The sequence below is a fragment of the Vibrio sp. V12_P9A6T4 genome, from assembly GCF_963874835.1.
GTDB classification, from domain to species: Bacteria; Pseudomonadota; Gammaproteobacteria; order Enterobacterales; family Vibrionaceae; genus Vibrio; species Vibrio anguillarum.
The window spans coordinates 22512-40583 of record NZ_CAWNJO010000044.1; the positions used below are offsets into that span (position 1 = coordinate 22512).

Annotated in this window: 21 protein-coding genes; 8 read left to right on the forward strand and 13 right to left on the reverse strand. The window is 47.6% G+C overall.

Translation table 11 applies throughout. The annotated features are described in order from the left end of the window. Positions 1-68: 68 nt before the first annotated feature. Both AACQ42_RS06240 and AACQ42_RS06245 read left to right on the forward strand, forming a co-directional pair. Positions 69-1139 (forward strand): glycosyltransferase family 9 protein, encoded by a 1071-nt coding sequence (locus tag AACQ42_RS06240; protein ID WP_094165795.1) that lies wholly within the window; start codon positions 69-71, stop codon positions 1137-1139. Further along, positions 1136-1921, forward strand: a complete 786-nt coding sequence (locus tag AACQ42_RS06245) for a glycosyltransferase family 2 protein (RefSeq protein WP_094165796.1) — start codon at positions 1136-1138, stop codon at positions 1919-1921. Before AACQ42_RS06240 ends, AACQ42_RS06245 begins: the two co-directional genes overlap by 4 nt. On the opposite strand, the gene AACQ42_RS06250 is transcribed toward AACQ42_RS06245, so the two are convergent. Further along, positions 1890-2924 (reverse strand): glycosyltransferase family 9 protein, encoded by a 1035-nt coding sequence (locus tag AACQ42_RS06250; RefSeq protein ID WP_094165797.1) that lies wholly within the window; start codon positions 2922-2924, stop codon positions 1890-1892. The genes AACQ42_RS06245 and AACQ42_RS06250 overlap by 32 nt on opposite strands. A 123-nt stretch (positions 2925-3047) precedes the next feature. Here AACQ42_RS06250 and coaD point away from each other — a divergent pair, with 123 nt between their 5' ends. After that, positions 3048-3539: a pantetheine-phosphate adenylyltransferase gene (coaD, locus tag AACQ42_RS06255; RefSeq protein WP_026028196.1), complete on the forward strand. Its 492-nt coding sequence runs from the start codon at positions 3048-3050 to the stop codon at positions 3537-3539. Between the two features lie 15 nt (positions 3540-3554). On the opposite strand, the gene mutM is transcribed toward coaD, so the two are convergent. From mutM to radC, 5 genes are all read right to left on the reverse strand, one after another. Then, positions 3555-4364 (reverse strand): bifunctional DNA-formamidopyrimidine glycosylase/DNA-(apurinic or apyrimidinic site) lyase, encoded by an 810-nt coding sequence (mutM, locus tag AACQ42_RS06260; RefSeq protein ID WP_017048264.1) that lies wholly within the window; start codon positions 4362-4364, stop codon positions 3555-3557. Between the two features lie 83 nt (positions 4365-4447). Then, positions 4448-4915, reverse strand: coding sequence for a hypothetical protein (locus tag AACQ42_RS06265; protein ID WP_013855728.1), 468 nt, complete (start codon positions 4913-4915; stop codon positions 4448-4450). A gap of 135 nt (positions 4916-5050) precedes the next feature. Then, the gene (rpmG, locus tag AACQ42_RS06270; RefSeq protein ID WP_010318992.1) at positions 5051-5218 is read right to left on the reverse strand and encodes a 50S ribosomal protein L33; all 168 of its coding nucleotides are present in this window, start codon (positions 5216-5218) and stop codon (positions 5051-5053) included. Positions 5219-5231: 13 nt separating this feature from the next. Then, positions 5232-5468, reverse strand: a complete 237-nt coding sequence (gene rpmB / locus AACQ42_RS06275; protein WP_004397476.1) for a 50S ribosomal protein L28 — start codon at positions 5466-5468, stop codon at positions 5232-5234. 277 nt (positions 5469-5745) lie between these two features. After that, entirely contained in the window at positions 5746-6420 is a 675-nt protein-coding gene (gene radC, locus AACQ42_RS06280; RefSeq protein ID WP_010318993.1) for a RadC family protein, read from the reverse strand. Positions 6421-6614: 194 nt separating this feature from the next. Here radC and coaBC point away from each other — a divergent pair, with 194 nt between their 5' ends. The 4 genes from coaBC to lpxM all read left to right on the forward strand — a co-directional run bounded on the left by coaBC (position 6615) and on the right by lpxM (position 10659). Then, positions 6615-7856, forward strand: a complete 1242-nt coding sequence (gene coaBC / locus AACQ42_RS06285) for a bifunctional phosphopantothenoylcysteine decarboxylase/phosphopantothenate--cysteine ligase CoaBC (protein WP_094165798.1) — start codon at positions 6615-6617, stop codon at positions 7854-7856. Between the two features lie 208 nt (positions 7857-8064). Continuing rightward, a complete protein-coding gene (gene slmA / locus AACQ42_RS06290; protein WP_013855724.1) occupies positions 8065-8655 on the forward strand; it encodes a nucleoid occlusion factor SlmA in 591 nt (196 codons plus the stop codon). 56 nt (positions 8656-8711) lie between these two features. Further along, positions 8712-9659 carry a Kdo(2)-lipid IV(A) acyltransferase gene (locus AACQ42_RS06295; protein WP_094165799.1) on the forward strand — a complete coding sequence of 316 codons (948 nt, stop codon included), beginning with the start codon at positions 8712-8714 and terminating at the stop codon, positions 9657-9659. A gap of 22 nt (positions 9660-9681) precedes the next feature. Beyond that, complete coding sequence (gene lpxM, locus AACQ42_RS06300; protein ID WP_094165800.1) at positions 9682-10659, forward strand: lauroyl-Kdo(2)-lipid IV(A) myristoyltransferase; 978 nt, start codon at positions 9682-9684, stop codon at positions 10657-10659. A 101-nt stretch (positions 10660-10760) separates the two neighbouring features. Here lpxM and pyrE read toward each other — a convergent pair whose 3' ends face one another. Both pyrE and rph read right to left on the reverse strand, forming a co-directional pair. After that, positions 10761-11402: an orotate phosphoribosyltransferase gene (gene pyrE / locus AACQ42_RS06305; RefSeq protein ID WP_013855722.1), complete on the reverse strand. Its 642-nt coding sequence runs from the start codon at positions 11400-11402 to the stop codon at positions 10761-10763. Positions 11403-11869: 467 nt separating this feature from the next. Beyond that, positions 11870-12586 carry a ribonuclease PH gene (gene rph, locus AACQ42_RS06310; protein WP_017042236.1) on the reverse strand — a complete coding sequence of 239 codons (717 nt, stop codon included), beginning with the start codon at positions 12584-12586 and terminating at the stop codon, positions 11870-11872. Between the two features lie 178 nt (positions 12587-12764). Here rph and AACQ42_RS06315 point away from each other — a divergent pair, with 178 nt between their 5' ends. Next, entirely contained in the window at positions 12765-13631 is an 867-nt protein-coding gene (locus AACQ42_RS06315; RefSeq protein ID WP_013855720.1) for a YicC/YloC family endoribonuclease, read from the forward strand. Positions 13632-13874: 243 nt separating this feature from the next. Here the strand turns inward: AACQ42_RS06315 and citG are convergent, their stop codons facing one another. From citG to citD, 5 genes are read right to left on the reverse strand one after another with little or no spacing between them, the layout of a single operon-like run. After that, the gene (citG, locus tag AACQ42_RS06320) at positions 13875-14819 is read right to left on the reverse strand and encodes a triphosphoribosyl-dephospho-CoA synthase CitG (protein WP_017048259.1); all 945 of its coding nucleotides are present in this window, start codon (positions 14817-14819) and stop codon (positions 13875-13877) included. After that, the gene (citX, locus tag AACQ42_RS06325) at positions 14797-15333 is read right to left on the reverse strand and encodes a citrate lyase holo-[acyl-carrier protein] synthase (protein WP_017048258.1); all 537 of its coding nucleotides are present in this window, start codon (positions 15331-15333) and stop codon (positions 14797-14799) included. Before citX ends, citG begins: the two co-directional genes overlap by 23 nt. Continuing rightward, complete coding sequence (gene citF, locus AACQ42_RS06330) at positions 15330-16859, reverse strand: citrate lyase subunit alpha (RefSeq protein ID WP_094165802.1); 1530 nt, start codon at positions 16857-16859, stop codon at positions 15330-15332. Before citF ends, citX begins: the two co-directional genes overlap by 4 nt. A gap of 10 nt (positions 16860-16869) precedes the next feature. Further along, the gene (gene citE / locus AACQ42_RS06335) at positions 16870-17745 is read right to left on the reverse strand and encodes a citrate (pro-3S)-lyase subunit beta (protein ID WP_000164137.1); all 876 of its coding nucleotides are present in this window, start codon (positions 17743-17745) and stop codon (positions 16870-16872) included. Then, a complete protein-coding gene (gene citD, locus AACQ42_RS06340; protein WP_017050622.1) occupies positions 17742-18038 on the reverse strand; it encodes a citrate lyase acyl carrier protein in 297 nt (98 codons plus the stop codon). Before citD ends, citE begins: the two co-directional genes overlap by 4 nt. Positions 18039-18072 lie beyond the last annotated feature (34 nt).

The following is an 18072-nucleotide window of genomic DNA, read 5'->3' on the forward strand; positions in this document are numbered from 1 at the left end:
TTGGTATTTTACATTTATCGGCGCTATCTGCATAATTCTTACTAACTTTCTCTATACCGATGTCACTTATGGCTCTCTTTTCTTCTGCTCCACGCTCAATTTGTGTGTTGCGTCTGTCGGCGATTGGCGATGTGTGCAATGCAGTGGCCGCCGTGCAAGCAATTCAACACCAATGGCCTGAAACTCATATCACGTGGATCACTGGAAAACTGGAAGCGCAGTTACTCACTGATTTGCCTAATGTAAACGTGGTTATATTCGACAAAAAACAGGGATGGAAAGCATATCAAAAACTGTGGGCAGAACTTAAAGGGCAATCCTTCGATGCGCTTTTGCATATGCAGTATGCCTTTCGTGCCAGTATTGCCACACTGGGTATTAAAGCTAAATATAAACTCGGTTTTGATGCCGCCCGCAGCCAAGATTTCCAGCACCTATTTACTAATGTAAAAGTGGTATCGCCTCAAGCGCCTCATGTATTAGATGGCTTACTCGCGTTTGCTGAATGCCTTGGAGTCAGAGAGCTAGAAACTAAGTGGTCACTCACTTATTCAGATTCCGATCATCAATGGGCCAAGCAGCAACTTGCACATTCAAAGCGTAATTTAGTCGTGGTTCCTGCCGCGAGTAAGGCTTATAAAAATTGGACCGCTGAAGGTTATGTAGAAGTGATAACTCATGCTCAACAACTTGGTTGGCATATTATTTTAGCCGGTAGCCCTGCGCAAATTGAAGTTGATCTAGCAGCCGAAATAGCGAGTAAACTGACTCAGCCAGTACTTAATGCCGTTGGTAAAAGCCAGCTTAAAGAGATGTTGGCACTGCTCGACTTAGTCGATTTAGTGATAGCGCCAGACACAGGCCCAGCGCACATGGCCAATGCAATGAATACTCCCGTTATCGGTTTATACGCTCACCATAATCCGCAGCGCACAGGGCCTTATCAGTATCGTGATTATGTGGTGTCGGCTTATGAAGAAGCACTGTTTACCGAAACAGGAAAAACGAAAGAGCAAGTCAGTTGGCGTACTCGCGTCAAAGATGAACAAGCGATGCAGCGCATTCAAGCAAGCCATGTTATCCAAATGTTTGATAAGATAACGGCTGATTTTCAGCTAAACCCAATATCCGAGGAATGAATGTGAGCAAACCTACTTTAGCCGTTGCGCTGATCGTTAAAAATGAAGCGCAACATCTGCAAGCTTGCTTGGAAACCGTTCAACAATGGGTAGATGAAATCGTCGTCTTAGATTCAGGTAGCAGTGATAATACCGAAGAGATTGCACGCCGTTATACTGACAAGTTTTTTGTCAATTCGCAGTGGCCTGGGTTTGGCTCACAGCGCCGCTTAGCGCAGTCGTATGTCGAGTCTGATTATGTGTTGTGGCTAGATGCCGATGAACGCGTGACCAAAGAGTTAAAAGATAGCATTCAGCAAGCGGTCGCGGCTAATAAACCCAATACACTGTATCAATTTGCCCGTTTAAGTTGGGTTTTTGGCCGCTATATTCGCCACTGTGGTTGGTATCCTGATCGCGTGTTGCGCCTCTACCCAACTCAATTAACGCAATATAACGAGGCTTTGGTGCATGAAAAAGTCGAAGTCGCAGATGGCATGAAAGTCGAGAATCTTGCAGGTGATGCGATTCACTACACCTATAACGATATTCATCATTATTTAGTTAAATCCGCAGGTTATGCCAAGGCATGGGCAGAGCAACGAGAAAAACGTGGTAAGAAAAGCAGCATTAGCCAAGGTATTTTGCATGCATTTGGCTGCTTTTTGAAAATGTACGTTTTAAAAGCAGGCTTTTTAGATGGTAAGCAAGGCTTCTTGCTTTCTTTATTATCGGCGCACTCAACCTTTGTTAAATACGCCGATTTATGGGTTAGAAGCAGTACTGAGCCGCCCAAGGGTTAAGTTCAGCTAACACCGCATTAATATCAATGCGGCTCATATCGGCCTGAGTTTCTTTGTCTTTTGCTTGTGGTGGACAAAAAGCGATATGGCGACCTTGTGAATTCAATGGTCGCCAACGCAGTGGCGTGGCTGAACGTTTGGCGGGGAAAAAGCCAACTGTGGGCACATCAATCGCAGCGGCAATATGCAAAGGCCCGGTTGAACCTGCGATAAAAATATCAGCGCAAGCAATCGAGCGTGAGAAATCAACAAGCCCTTCATTTTGATCATACAGTGCCGCTCGCCCGCCCTTTTCTTCAATTAAAGCTTTTAACTGCGCGGCTTTCGCTTCTTCTCCCGGCCCGGCGGTAAGGATAATTTCTTGCTTGCCATCAATCCCCATCACTAGCTGCGTGTATTGCTCTAGCGACAAATTATTCGCTGAACCGCCGCTTCCGGCGTGTACAAACATCCACGGTTTACTGGTATCGAGATGAAGTTGCGCAGCCAGTTTGCTTTTTTGTTCAACCAGCTTCGCTTGATCAAATTGCAAATAAGGTGCGCTCGGCTCGACAACCTCTTTACCTATATCATGCAAAAAAGCGCGTACCAAATCTAAGTTATACTCATATTCTGGTTTGGCTGATTGAGAGCGTTTTTGCTTAATTCGTTTGTTGTAAAAAATTTGAGCGAATTTAGTCGCCGGCGCTAAACGATAAGGAATACGAGATTTCCAAACTAATAGTGCATTGTAAGTGGTCGAGAAGAGGTTGATCGAGGCATCAAAGTGTTGCTGTTTAATCGCTTGAATACATTGTTTTTTCTGCGCAGAGGACGCGTTTTCCGTTGGGTCGACCATCACCGCATCAATCCACGGGCAAAGCTCGGCCAGCGCGACGGTATAGCTGGGGACTAACGCGGTAATATGGCAATCTGGCAACGAGGCTTTTAGCATCGCAAAACTTGGCCAAGCCAGCATGAAATCACCAATTTTATCGTTACGGATCACCAACAACTTGTTCATCGTCTCTTCTCTCACTCGCTAAGTGTCACAGTTTAATGCGGGCTACATCATACCGAGTTCAATAGGTAATTTTGAGTCTTTTTGTTAATATCAATGCCAGTTAACCAATATGAGCCTTCCACTGTGAGCCAAAAAAGAATTTCGCGTGTGATTTATCCCGGCACTTTTGATCCCATCACCAATGGTCATTTGGATCTGATCGAACGCGCCGCCAATATGTTTGATGAAGTGATCATCGCCGTCGCCGCCAGCCCAAGCAAAAACACCATGTTTACTCTGCAGGAACGGGTCGCCTTTGCCAGCGCCGTCACTCAACATTTAGAGAATGTCACTGCTAAAGGATTTGCTGGGTTAATGGTCGATTTTGCGCGTGATGAAAAAGCCAATGTGCTGATCCGCGGTTTGCGTACTACGGTTGACTTCGAGTATGAATTTGGTTTGACCAACATGTACCGCCGTTTGATGCCGGGACTGGAAAGTGTGTTTCTTACACCATCAGAGGAACATGCATTTATCTCCTCCACCATTGTGCGAGAAGTGGCGATTCATGGTGGAGAAGTTGATCAATTTGTTCCTGACATTGTCGCTAACGCCTTGCATGGCAAGAAAATATAGCCTTTAGGACGTACCTTATTTTTGGCAAGCAGAGCAGAAAAAGGTGTTACGCTGACCAATTTTCAGCGCTTCAATCGCTTGCCCACACGCAGGGCAAGGCTGCTGCGCTTTGCCATACACATTAAGCTCTTGAGCAAAATAGCCCGGTTTGCCATCCGCTTGTGCAAAATCTTTTAAGGTTGTGCCACCTTGTTGAATCGCCGTTGCTAAGACTGATTTAATTTCTCGCACGAGGCAATTCCACTCAGGCAGTGTCAGCGAATGAGCGGGCCGAGTGGGGAGAATTCGCGCATTAAACAGTGATTCACTCGCGTAGATATTGCCTACGCCAACCACCACTTTATTTTCCATAATAAATTGCTTAACGGCGATACGTTTGTTGTTCGCTTTTTGCGCAATGTAATCTGCATCAAAATCATCGGTTAATGGCTCAGGACCGATATTACTCAACACCGAGTGGCTTTCTCCTTGCTCGCACCATAACCAAGCACCAAATCGACGTGGATCGTGGTAGCGCAACACCTTGCCATTGGTTAATCGCAGATCAACGTGATCATGCTTACCTGCCGGAAAATCACACTCCAATACTCGCAATGAACCTGACATTCCCAAGTGAACAATCGCACTGCCAATATCGGTCTCTATCAATAAATATTTGGCTCGACGGGCAATATTGCGGATCACTTGCCCTTCTAACTGTTTCAGCTCTTGAGGGATGGCCCAACGTAATTTGGGCGTGCGAAATGTCAGTTGTTGGATCGTTTGCCCAACTAAATGCGGGCTAATCCCCATTTTACTTACTTCAACTTCGGGTAACTCAGGCATGATACATCTCGATTCTTCGTTCGTCGTTATTGGGTATTGGTTATTCGTTCTTGGTTTGTTCAACGCTCACGAGAAATAAAGGCTCAGTTCGGAAAAAGAAAAGCTTCTTCTACCGAAAGTGCCACCCATTTCTCTTGCCAATTTTTCAATAACCAAAACTGGGGGGTTTGGTAGTAGGTGATCCTTTGCGGCTCTTCGCGATCCTGATACCACACCTCCACGGTTTGTGGGTTGCGTAGTAGAGACGCAAGCGACTCGTAAGTGGCATCATCTACTTCTGTACCAACTAAACTCTGCCAGCGTTGTGCTAATATTTCAGGAGCAACTGAAATTGCTTTGCTTGATCGCCAACGGTTTTGATTCAGTTCAAGTGACCAGTCAGTAAAATGCAGTGCTTGCAGCTGTGCATTTGGATTAATCACATAAGGATAAGGGCTAGCAGGCGGTTCAATAAGATAAGTTTTGATGACTGTGGGTAAATTCAAAATGGCAATAAAAGCAATAACAGCCAAGATAAGAATATTATTCCAACGGCGGCGATTGATACGCATAAGTGATCCCTAAGAGTTTATCTTTGAGTAACTTAGCACATTATAGTGAGAGCTGACATTGCAGGGTACAAATTCCAGACAATAAAAAACCCAGCCAAAGCTGGGTCTTTCAATGCTTACAAAGCGTAAAATCAATTACTTGATTTTGCCTTCTTTGTAAAGAACGTGCTGGCGAACTACTGGATCAAATTTCTTGATCTCAAATTTGCCTGGCATGTTGCGTTTGTTCTTGTCAGTTGTGTAGAAGTGACCAGTACCTGCAGAAGATATTAGTCGAATTTTCTCACGAATGCCTTTAGCCATTGCTCAATTCCTCTTAAACGTTTTCGCCACGTGCACGGATATCAACAAGAACAGCATCAATGCCTTTCTTATCGATGATACGCATGCCTTTAGCAGTTAGACGTAGTTTAACAAAACGTTTTTCGCTCTCTACCCAGAAACGATGAGTTTGTAGGTTCGGCAGAAAACGACGCTTAGTAGCATTTCGTGCGTGTGAACGGTTGTTACCCGTTATTGGACGCTTACCAGTTACTTGGCATACTCGGGACATGAATGTCTTCTCCAAATCGTTTCAGCTCGATATCAACCTTGGTGGCCGAACCTCGTTCTCGATGTATTAAGAAGTTTGAGGTTAAAAACCGTTATGGAAAATCCATACAAGGCTATCAAAGGTCGCGTATTATACTAACTTGACATGCATTGCTCAAGACCCGAACAGATCCTTTTTACGGATTTGGCGATCTTTTTTTAAGCAGAGCTGATTTAGGTTGATAATTTAGTGCGCGAATCATACCAGAATAATCTTAAGTCACAACCTAAAATGTGATTCAAATCCACCCTCTTTCTGCAAAAGAAATTACCTCGCCATCGCCCACCACAAAATGGTCCAAAATACGGATGTCCACTAACGCTAGTGCATCGGTTAATCGACGTGTGATTCTGCGATCGGCTTGGCTAGGCTCAGCAACGCCTGACGGATGATTATGGGCCAATATTAATGCCGCCGCATTATGGTGGAGTGCTCTTTTAACTACCTCTCGAGGGTAAACGCTGGCCGCGTCAATCGTCCCCTCAAACAATACTTCATCGCTGATCACTCGGTGTTGATTATCCAAAAACAGAATATAGAAGGCTTCTCGATGGCGATCGCGTAGCACACTCGATAAATAAAGCTTGGTTTGCTCTGGGCTAGTCAAAGCGCCACCTCGTTTGAGCGTTTCGGCCAAATAGCGCTGCGTCATTTCAAGCACCGCCTGCAATTGAACGTATTTGGCTTCGCCCAACCCTTTATGGCGGCAAAACTCTTGCTGGTTGGCCGAAAAAAGCGCTCGAAGTGATCCAAACTCGCGCAGCAGCAGATCCGAGAGAGCGAGCACATTCATTCCTTGAGTGCCAGTACGAAGGAAAATCGCCAGCAGTTCAGCATCCGATAATGCCTGAGGACCGCGAGCAAGCAATTTTTCGCGTGGCATTGATTCTGTGGGCAGTGATTTGAGGCTCATTAAGCACTCCTAGGGCTAAAGGTACTCAGACAACATAGAGAAATAGCCAAGCCTGCAACTTTGCTTCTCTTTATTTAGGCTTGATTCATGGTTTTTTGTAATTGATAAGTGATGAAAGACGCAGAAACACTCGTCCAATATAAAAGGATTGAGCGGATCATAAGGTCACTCGATGCGAGAGTTGTGCTAACATAATGCGCAGAATTTTTGAGGAAAAGATAATGCAAACACTGGCAGGAAAAAAGATTCTGCTCGGCATTAGCGGCGGTATTGCTGCGTATAAATGTGCTGAGCTAACGCGTCGCTTGATTGAACGAGGCGCTCAAGTACAAGTGGTGATGACCCACGCTGCAAAAGAGTTTATAACGCCACTGACCATGCAAGCCGTCTCTGGCAGGCCAGTTTCAGATAGCTTATTAGACCCAGCCGCCGAAGCGTCTATGGGCCATATTGAACTTGCCAAATGGGCAGACTTAGTCCTACTGGCTCCCGCGACTGCGGATCTCATCGCGCGCGTCGCCGCAGGGATGGGTAATGATTTACTCACCACTTTGATTTTAGCCACCAATGCGCCAGTGGCCGTCTCGCCGGCAATGAATCAGCAGATGTATCGCAATATCGCCACACAAGAGAATATTGCCACGCTTAAACGCCGAGGCATGATGATTTGGGGCCCAGCAGCTGGTGAACAGGCGTGTGGCGATGTTGGCCCGGGCCGCATGCTTGAGCCAATGCAATTGGTTGAGCGCTGCGAGTTTTTTTTCCAAACAGAGGTGGCAAACAACACACTGCTCGCCGGTAAGTCACTGTTGATTAGCGCAGGCCCAACCCGTGAAGCACTCGATCCAGTTCGCTATATCAGTAACCACAGTTCAGGCAAAATGGGCTATGCGATTGCGCAGGCTGCCGCTCAATTGGGCGCGAAAGTGACTCTGATCAGTGGCCCGGTCAATTTGCTCACACCGCCACAAGTACAACGTATTGATGTGGAAAGTGCCTGCGATATGCATCAGCAAGTGATGGCGCAAGCGCAATCACATGATGTGTTCATCAGTTGCGCCGCCGTAGCCGACTATCGCCCTGAGATCGTCGCCGATCAAAAGATCAAAAAAACCGATGCGAGCGATCACATGCTCATCACCATGGTCAAAAATCCCGACATCGTCGCCAGCGTAGCCGCATTGAAAGAAAACCGCCCGTTCACGGTAGGCTTTGCGGCTGAAACGCAGCAAGTTGAAAAATATGCCCGCGCTAAACTGCTCAACAAAAAACTGGATATGATCTGCGCCAATGATGTTTCTGTTGCGGGCCAAGGCTTTAATAGTAACGACAATGCGCTGACCATTTATTGGCAAGGCGGAGAGCAAGCATTACCTTTGAGTTCAAAATCTGCATTAGCTCACGCGCTGATGCAACTGATCGCGAGTCAACTGTAGGCTACAAACAGACGTTCTAAGCTTCTTTTAGGGTTCATAGCGTTTATTGGGTGGTAAAATCACCACCCAGTTCAATCATTTTCATTTTTACGCTACGCAGTCCGAAAACTGTCCGTTAAACTACTGCGCTTAATGGACAATACCCAAACCATCTGAAGGGTATAAATATTTGCTCACAAACATGTGGTAACTAAAAGGAAATCGGGTCATGGCCGTCAATAAGAAAATCAATCGTCGTGAAGAGATTCTACAAGCACTCGCTGAAATGCTGGAATCTAACGATGGTGCATCACGCATCACCACAGCAAAGCTAGCCAAACAAGTGGGCGTTTCTGAAGCGGCTTTGTACCGTCATTTCCCGAGTAAAGCACGGATGTTTGAAGGCTTGATTGAGTTTATTGAAGAGTCTTTAATGTCGCGGATTAATCGCATTTTGGATGAAGAGAAAGATACACTCAACCGCATCCGCTTAGTGCTACAGCTTATCTTGGCTTTTTCGGAACGTAACCCGGGCTTGACACGAATTTTATCCGGCCATGCTCTAATGTTTGAAAATGAGCGACTGCGTGAACGGATCAACCAACTGTTCGAACGTATAGAAACGTCACTACGTCAGATCCTTCGCGAACGTAAACTGCGTGAAGGTAAATCCTTCCCCGTCGACGAAAGCATTTTAGCCGCTCAACTGCTTGGCCAAGTGGAAGGAAGCCTAAATCGCTTTGTGCGATCTGACTTTAAATACCAACCGACGGCAAATTTTGAAGAGTATTGGGCATTATTAAGCGCTCAGATTCAGTAAAAACAAACCACCACCGTCGTGACAAAGAATCATCATCAGTGAAAGAATCAAGAGTAATGAGCAAAGAAAAATACGGTAAACCTGAGTTTTCCCTCTCGCTACTGCACCCTAAATATTGGGGCGTGTGGCTTAGCTTTGGGCTACTCGCTTTAGTGGTCAACCTGCTTCCTTATTCTGCGTTACTAAAAATAGGACGCAGCATGGGCGCGTTTGGAATGCGCTTTGCTAACAAGCGAGTACACATTGCCACGCGTAATCTACAGCTATCTTTTCCAGAGAAAAGTGCAGGTGAGATTGAGCATATTGTTAACGAAAACTTTAAAAACACCGGCATGGCACTGATAGAAACCGGAATTACTTGGTTTTGGCCGACTTGGCGTTTTGCTCGCCTACTTGATGTGAAAGATGTCAGCGCCCTTTTGCAACTCAAACAAGAAAAACGTGGCGCACTGCTGTGTTGCGTACATGCGTTAAATTTAGAAATTACGGCACGTGCTTTTGGTGTAATAGGCCTTGAAGGCTATGGCGTTTACCGCCCACACAGCAACCCTGCGTATGAATTTATCCAATACCGTGGTCGCACACGCAATGGCAATAAACTTATCTACCGCACCGACATTAAACAGATGATCCGCGTACTCAAACAGGGCGAGCGCCTATTTTATCTACCCGATCAAGATTACGGCCATAACAAATCGGTGTTTGTTCCCTTCTTTGCGGTCAAAGAAGCGTGTACCACCACAGGCACCAGTATTCTGGCTTATACTAGCCAATGTGCAATTGTCCCTGGTTCAGGGTTTCGAAACGCCAACGGAAAATATGAAATCATCGCCGATAAACCCATTGATGGCGACTATCCAAAAGATGACATGACCGCCGCCGCCGCTTACATGAATAAATACGTTGAAGAAGTGATTCTACGCGCACCAGAACAGTGGATGTGGCTGCATAAGCGTTTTAAATCTTTGCCAGATGAAACGTTAACTAACTCTCGCTATTTATAACTAGAAAAAGGTTTTGCTTTCAATGAGCAACAACGAAAACAGCACAGACAAACACTTGCACAACCCCACATTCCAATGGTCTTTTTTACACCCAAAACATTGGGGAACTTGGATTGGGATCTTCTTTGCCGCTCTGTTCGCCTTTATGCCACCCGCATGGCGAGATAGGCTAGCACGCAAATTATCCACCTTTGCGGTACGTAAAAACGGCCGTGTTGTACGCCGCACGCGAGTGAATCTGGAAAAATGCTTTCCTGAAAAATCCCCGCAAGAACGCCAGGCTATTTTGGAAGAAACCTTTGTCAAAGCAGCACAATACATGCTCGGTTATTCGGAGTTTTTGGTTCGTTCCACGAAACACAATCAGCAACGCGGCATCATGATTGGTGAAGAGAACTTATTGCCATTGTTAGATGCTGGCGAGAACGTGATCATTCTCGCCCCTCATGCTTGGGCGGTCGATTACCCTGCGGTAATGCTTGCGGCAAAAGGCTATAAAGTAACCACCATCATGAAGCCACAGCGCAATCCTATCGGTGATTGGTTAATGCACGTCCAACGCATGCAATATGGCGGGCGTATTTTTGCGCGTGATGCTGGAGTAAAACCGTTTGTACGTTCAATTAAAGATGGATACTTAGGCTACTGGCTGCCCGATGAAGACTTTGGCCCGGCCAACTCGGTCTTTGTTCCATTCTTTGGCACTGAAAAAGCCACGTTAAAAGGTTTTGGTAAAATGGCGCGCCTATCAAAGGCGAAAGTCGTGCCAATTTTGCCTGCTTATAACGATAAAACCAGTAAGTACGAAGTGCATATTTTGCCTGCATTAGAAAACTTTCCAACGGGCGATGAAGAGCAAGATGCACGCGCTATGAATAAGGCGATTGAAGATTTAGTCACACCACGCCCAGAACAGTACATGTGGAATTTATCACTGTTGAAAACGCAGCGTGATGGCTCGGAAATTTACGATAACTCGCACCATGGCGATCAAAGTTAATCGCTAGAATAACTAAACTAATAACAAACAAGCCCCGAGCGTCAAACTCGGGGCTTTTACTTTTCAATAAGTGGCTCTACGATTCGCAAATAAGTTGATGCTTAAATTCCGTACTGCGCACGATACGCTTTTACCGCCTCAAGGTGCTTAGCATCTGCCCCTTTCTCTTCAAGGTAAGTAACCAGATCGGTCAGGCTAACAATTGAGATGATCGCGCAACCAAAATCACGCTCGACTTCTTGAATTGCAGAAAGCTCTCCTTTGCCTTTTTCTTGGCGGTCAATTGCTACCAAAACACCAGCAAGATCCGCACCGTTAGCTTGAATGATTTCCATCGACTCACGAATGGCAGTACCAGCTGTAATGACATCATCCACCAGCATAATGCGCCCTTCTAATGCGCTACCGACCAAGTTACCGCCCTCACCGTGGTCTTTCGCTTCTTTACGGTTAAAGCAATACGGCGTATCAACATCATGATGATCAGCCAACGCTACTGCAGTTGTAGTCGCAATTGGGATCCCTTTGTACGCAGGTCCAAATAGCACATCAAACTCAATCCCAGAATCGACTAAAGCAGCGGCATAAAAACGCCCTAAGCGCGCTAAATCACGGCCAGTATTAAACAAGCCAGCGTTAAAGAAATAAGGGCTTTTTCGGCCAGACTTCAAAGTAAACTCGCCAAACTTCAAGACTTCTTTTTCTAGTGCAAATTCAATAAATTCACGCTGGTATGCTTTCATGATTTTCTCTCTCTTAACTCATACACTTTGGTTTATTTCTCTTTCCCAACAAGAACAACCCCCTCCTAGCCTCCCCCTAAAAGGGGGAGGTACTAAAGTGGTGCTCACCTCCCCCGAAAAGAGAGAGGTACTAAGCTGGTGCTCACCTCCCGAAAAAGGAGAGGTACTAAGATGCTGCTCGCCTCCCGAAAAAAGAGAGGTACTAAGCTGGTGCTCACCTCCCCCGAAAAAGGAGAGGTACTAAGATGCTGCTCGCCTCCCCGAAAAAAGAGAGGTACTAAGATAATGCTCGCCTCCCCTAAAAGGGGAGGTACTAAGATGATGAATTCCCTCCACTCAAGGGCAATATTAGGAACACTTCCTTTATTCCCTCCCCTTATAGGGGAGGGTTAGGGTGGGGTCATCACGTACAACAATACAATGAATAAAACGGGCAAAAAAATAGCCCCCAACCGGGAGCTACTTGATCAATCTAATAACGATGCTTTCTGCGCTTCAACAATATCAGCGATGCCTTTCTTGGCAACGGCCAGTAAATCCATCAGCTCTTCATGGCTAAACGGTTCACCCTCTGCGGTGCCTTGAATTTCAATCATCTTACCGTTTTCAGTCATCACCACATTCATATCAGTGTCGGCGGCAGAATCTTCCACGTATTCCAAATCACATAAAATGTTTTCACCCAAGATGCCAACTGAGACAGCAGCAACATGGCCTTTCATTGGATTCTTCTTCAATTTACCGCTAGCAACCAGATGAGCAAACGCATCCGCCAGTGCCACACTTGCGCCCGTAATTGATGCAGTGCGAGTACCGCCGTCCGCTTGAATAACGTCACAGTCAACCGTGATCATCACCTCTGGCATTGCCTCTAAATCCACCACAGCACGTAAGCTGCGAGCGATGAGACGTTGGATCTCCATGGTGCGGCCACCTTGTTTACCGTTGGTCGCTTCACGACGAGTCCGTGAATGGGTTGCACGTGGCAGCATGCCGTATTCTGCAGTAACCCAACCTTTGCCCTGACCTTTCAACCAGCGAGGAACACCCTCTTCGACAGTGGCATTACACAATACTTTGGTATTACCAAATTCCACCAATACTGACCCTTCAGCATAAGCAGTGTAGTTGCGAGTGATTTTAATTGGGCGAATTTGATCGGCCGCGCGGTCATTTGGACGCATAGTGCATCTACCTTTTATCGGGTGAGACGGAATCGATTGGGGCGAGATTATAGCGGATTAGCCGCCTTGACGCTAGGTTGGTCACCCTTTGCATTGGCGTGAACCTAGTACACGCGTGAAGCTAGTGCTAACATATCTCTCGTTTGATATTTCATCTTCGTGAGCAAAGGACAAATCAATGATTTACAGCATGACCGCGTACGCGCGTAAAGAAGTTAAAGGTGATTGGGGTACCGCGGTATGGGAAATTCGCTCGGTAAACCAACGTTATCTTGAAACCTACTTCCGCCTGCCGGAACAATTTCGTGGTCTTGAGCCTGTACTGCGTGAACGCTTTCGCCAACGTTTAGCGCGCGGCAAAGTAGAATGTCACTTACGTTATGAAGCAAACCCTGCAGCTAAAAGTGAGCTGAATATCAATGAAGCACTCGCCAATCAAGTGATTAAAGCCGCCAACCAAGTAATGCACATGACAGGCGAGCTAAGCCGCATTAATCCGTTTCAAATCATGCAGTGGCCCGGCGTAATGGAAACGCCAGAACAAGACATGGACAGCATTAATAAAGCCTTATTAGCAGGCTTTGATGACGCAATCATTGAATTCATTGACGCACGTGGCCGTGAAGGTGACAACATGAAGGCGTTAATCGAACAACGCCTGACGGCGATCAGTGAAGAAGTGGTAAAAGTGCGCGCACGCATGCCAGAAATCCTGCAATGGCAACGTGAACGTCTATTGACTAAGTTTGAAGAAGCAAAGATTGAGCTTGATGCAACGCGCGTCGAGCAAGAGCTGATTTTACTTGCACAAAAATCAGACGTTGCAGAAGAGTTAGACCGCCTCGATTCGCATGTCAAAGAAGCACGTAATGTGCTCAAAAAAGGCGGCTCATGCGGCCGTAAGCTCGATTTCATGATGCAAGAATTTAACCGCGAATCGAACACGTTAGCCTCGAAATCAATCAGCACCGACATCACGGCCTCCGGCGTCGAACTTAAGGTTCTGATTGAGCAAATGAGAGAGCAGATCCAAAACATTGAATAAGGGTTTTTGAGTCTCTCTAAGCTTACCAAGCCCCTGTAAATAGGGGCTTTTTTGTTTTCAGGAAATTTCAGGTCTTTGCCTCTGTTTTCAACCAACTGCTGAGTAACTTTCCAGCACGAGAGAGAATACTATGACGAATTGTGCTTTACCCCAAAAGTCTCTTGATTTCAAATATCGATTCAACATTGCGTCCAGTTATGGCTGCTTTTTAAGAATTTCCGATCTTAAAGTTAACAATCAAAATTACTCGTGACGGACTTGAAACAATTGCGCTAACTCATTAATTAACCAAGTAGCGGCTAATAGATCTGCACTGCCGCCGGGGCTTAAGTGTTTTTCAATCATCGCGCTATCGAGCGCCGTAAGAGCTTGTTCAATTTCTTGATATAAAAAGCCGCCTTTGGCGAGCAGTTGCTGCGCTTGCGCTTGCACAAAATGCAGCCCTTCTAATCCACCGCGAGCAGCGAGGTTGCTGTCGTTATTGTTGGCCATCAACACCAATAAGGTATGCCACAAGGCTTGCTCGGTGCTGGCTCCTTTGGTTAAACAGGCTTGGTAGGCTGGCAGCGCATGTTGCATCACCATCGCAAGGCCAGAAGCGGCTTCACCGCGTGCGCCGGTTAAACCGTACCGACGATAAATTCGCTCGCCTGCCGTTTTGGGAGCCGATTCACGCTTCGCTTTTAGCTCATCAATAATCAAAAACTGGCAAGCTTGGCGAATGGTTTCGCCAATATGCTGCGCATCAATTTTGAGTTGATTGGCTTTGAGCCACCCCACAGAGCCGCAAATAAGCCCCAAGATAAAAATCATCCCTTTATGGGTGTTCACCCCTTGAGTGGCAGCAAACATGGCTTGCTCAGCTTCTATGCCAATCGGGCGCAAGGCGGTCAGCAACTGAGCGGCCGGATTTCCCGCGCTCTCCCAACCTGCACTGACAAAAGATTGCAGATAAGGCGCAATCGCCTCGGCACTGGCGATAAAAGTGTTGAGATCCATATCGCGGTGCGCGCCATTATTAGCAGTATCCACCAAACCCGGTTTAGGGGTGAGATGCACCTCTAACATCATGGCATGATAAGCCAGATGCCCCACTAAGCGAGGCAAGCTGAACGTTTTCGCGCCACTTGTGCCAGAGGCTTGGCTAGGCAGTTCAAGCAGAAGATCAAGCGCAGCAGGAATAGTCATGAACCATCTCCTCGATTTTAGCCAACAAAGCCTCAACACCGTGCTGCCGCGAGCGAGCACAGATCACCGCATCACGTTCACACAGCAAGCAGCGCCGTCTTGGCAACTGCGCACCTTGGCGCGAAATAATATGCCCATCGACATCAAGCACATCCAGATCCATCAGTCGCCCTAGCGGGTGCTCGCGTTCAATCTTCATCATGGCTTTTTTCAACATGCTGGCTGAAGGAGCCTGAATCACCACAAAGGCTTCCGGCCCCGTTTTTTCCACCAACAGCTGACAAGCCACTTGCCGCCAGCCCGTTTGCTGACACAGTTCTTGAATGGCACGCATACCTGCATCCATCACGGTTTGGCTGGCAGCGTTGAGCTTAACCGCGCCCGGCATGTTAACCGTGAAAGAAACCAGAGGCAGTGAATGGCGTTTTAGCCACTCACCTTGTTGCCGAACCCGCACTTCTTTACGCAGAAGTAGCTGGTCCAGACTGACTGAAAGATCCGGATGGTGACTCATAGGCTTTTTACCTGCTTGATAACATCAATGATCGAACCGTCACGGTAGTGAACAAAGGCAACGGTTTTGTCTTCAAATTGCAACGGCTGGGGTTTACCCGTCAGCAACTCCGCACGCTGTTGCAACGCTTCAATCTCGACAACGGGCAGTTGCGCCACGATGAAACGCGCTTTCAGTTCGGGACGATTCGGGTTTACCGCGATACCTTGATCCGTCACCAACACATCGATGGTGGCTCCTGGGGTGATGACGTTAGTGACCTTCTCGACCACGGTCGGAATGCGGCCACGCACCAAAGGCGCCACAATAATCGATAAGTTTGCCGCCGCCGCCGTGTCACAATGACCGCCGGATGCGCCGCGAATTACCCCATCAGAGCCGGTGATCACGTTAACGTTAAACTGGGTATCAATTTCCAGCGCACTCAAGATAACCACATCCAGCCTATCCACCGCCGCCCCCTTCGAGCTTGGGTTGGCGTATTCGTTAGCAGAGATTTCGAGATGATGTGGATTGCGCGCTAACGAGCCCGCCGCCACCGAATCGAAACACTGCACATCGAGCAAGTAATCAATCAGTCCCTGTTCATGCATGTCCACCATAGTCGCAGTGATACCACCGAGAGCGAAAGAAGCGCGAATGTTTTGGCGCAACATCTTCTCTTTCAAAAAGCGCGCAACCGCGAGCGATGCACCGCCCGAACCGGTCTGCATTGAAAAACCATCATAGAAATAGCCTGAATGCTCGATGACTTCTGCAGCGCGTTTGGCAATCAGAAGCTCGCGTGGGTTGGTGGTCATGCGCGTGGCATCCCCACCGATTTTGCTTGGGTCGCCCACTTCCGCCACTTGCACGACTGCATCAACACGATCTTGAGTAATCGATGCAGGGAAATTCGGGAAACCGACGATGGCTTCAGTCAGCATCACCACTTTTTCAGCGTGCTCGGCATCAACTTTGCCATAGCCGAGTGAGCCGCAATTGGATTTGCCTTTAAAGCCGTTAGCGTTGCCAAACTCATCGCAACAAGGTACGCCAATAAACGCCATGTCGATGTACAGCTCACCGCTTTGGATCAAATGCACACGACCACCGTGCGAGTGAATATGCACGGGCTCATCAAGCAGGCCGTTAGAAATGCTGTCGGCCAGCACTCCGCGGATCCCTGAGGTGTAAATCTTGCTCACTACGCCGTTTTTGATGTGTTCAATCAAAGGCGAGTGACAAGAGGTGAGCGAGCTTGAGGCGAGCGTGAGGTTTTTAATCCCCAATTCGGCAATCACCTCCATCACTAGGTTGACGGTTTTATCGCCGCCACGAAACGCATGGTGGAAAGAAATGGTCATGCCATCTTTTAAACCAAGATCGACAATCGCTTCACGGATCGAGCTTTTCACTTTGCGACTTTTTTTCGCTGACTCATCCAGTAAATGCGGCGTGATCGCGTGCGCTTGGGTGTAAGGCGTCAACGCGTAGCGTTCCACTTCCAGCACAGACAGAGGGTTATTTAATGTATTGATACTCATGAGGTGACCTTTAGTGTTTGATGCCGGATTCAGCACGTTGCAGTGTCCAACGTGCGCGTTCGATGATGGGTCCATCGACCATTTTGCCGTTAAGGGAAACCACGCCCAGCCCTTTTGCTGCTGCTTCTTCAGCGGCTTCGATGACTGCAATGGCGTGATCGACCTCTTTTTGTGTTGGGGCAAACACGTTGTGCAGCAGGTCAATCTGGCGCGGATTAATCAGTGATTTGCCATCAAAGCCGAGCTGCTTGATATGCTCCGCTTCACGCAAAAATCCCTCTTCGTTATTGGCATCCGAATAGACCGTATCAAACGCCATGATCCCGGCAGCACGTGCCGCTTGCAGAATGGAGCAGCGCGCAAACAACAGCTCAATCCCTTCTGCTGAACGCTGCGTGCGCAGATCGCGTACATAGTCTTCCGCACCAAGCGCAATCCCAATCAGGCGGCGTGAGCTAAAGGCAATCTCGACTGCGTTGTTAATGCCCTGCGCGCTTTCAATCGCGGCTAGCATGCGCGTGCTACCCACTTCACGTCCGCATTCACGCTCGATCTGTTCGATGACTTTTTCCATCTCAATTACATCGTTGGCGTTATCGGTTTTCGGCAGACGCACCACTTTGGCTCCGCCACGCACCACGGCATTAAGGTCTTTGATGCCGAATTCAGAATCGAGCGGATTGACCCGCACCACGGTTTCCATCTCTTGATACATAGGGTGTTGCAGCGCATGGAACACCAACATCCGCGCGGTGTCTTTTTCACGCAGCGCGACCGAGTCTTCCAGATCGAACATGATGGAGTCGGGTTGATAGATAAAGGTATTGCTGAGCATGGCGGCATTCGCGCCCGGCACAAATAACATACTGCGACGAAGTTTGGTCATGATAGTTGGCTCCACTCAATGTTCTGAACTTCACAAGCGCGCATTACTGCCGCCTGTACGCGCGCGCGGATCACACAATCCAGCGCGCCTTTGTCTTCGATGGTGACCAACGCATCGTGCACTTGCATCGCGTCGAGGGTGTGCAGCACGACCTGACGAATCGCATGACCAAATTGCTGCTCGACGGTACTGTCTAACACCAGTTCAATACCGCCATCGTTATTGGGTTCAATCCGAACCTGAAGATCACTGGACTCCAGTGTTCCCGCAAAGGCGGGATGGGCAATTTTCATGGGTACAACCTTGTTAATGAGTTATTGGATAAAA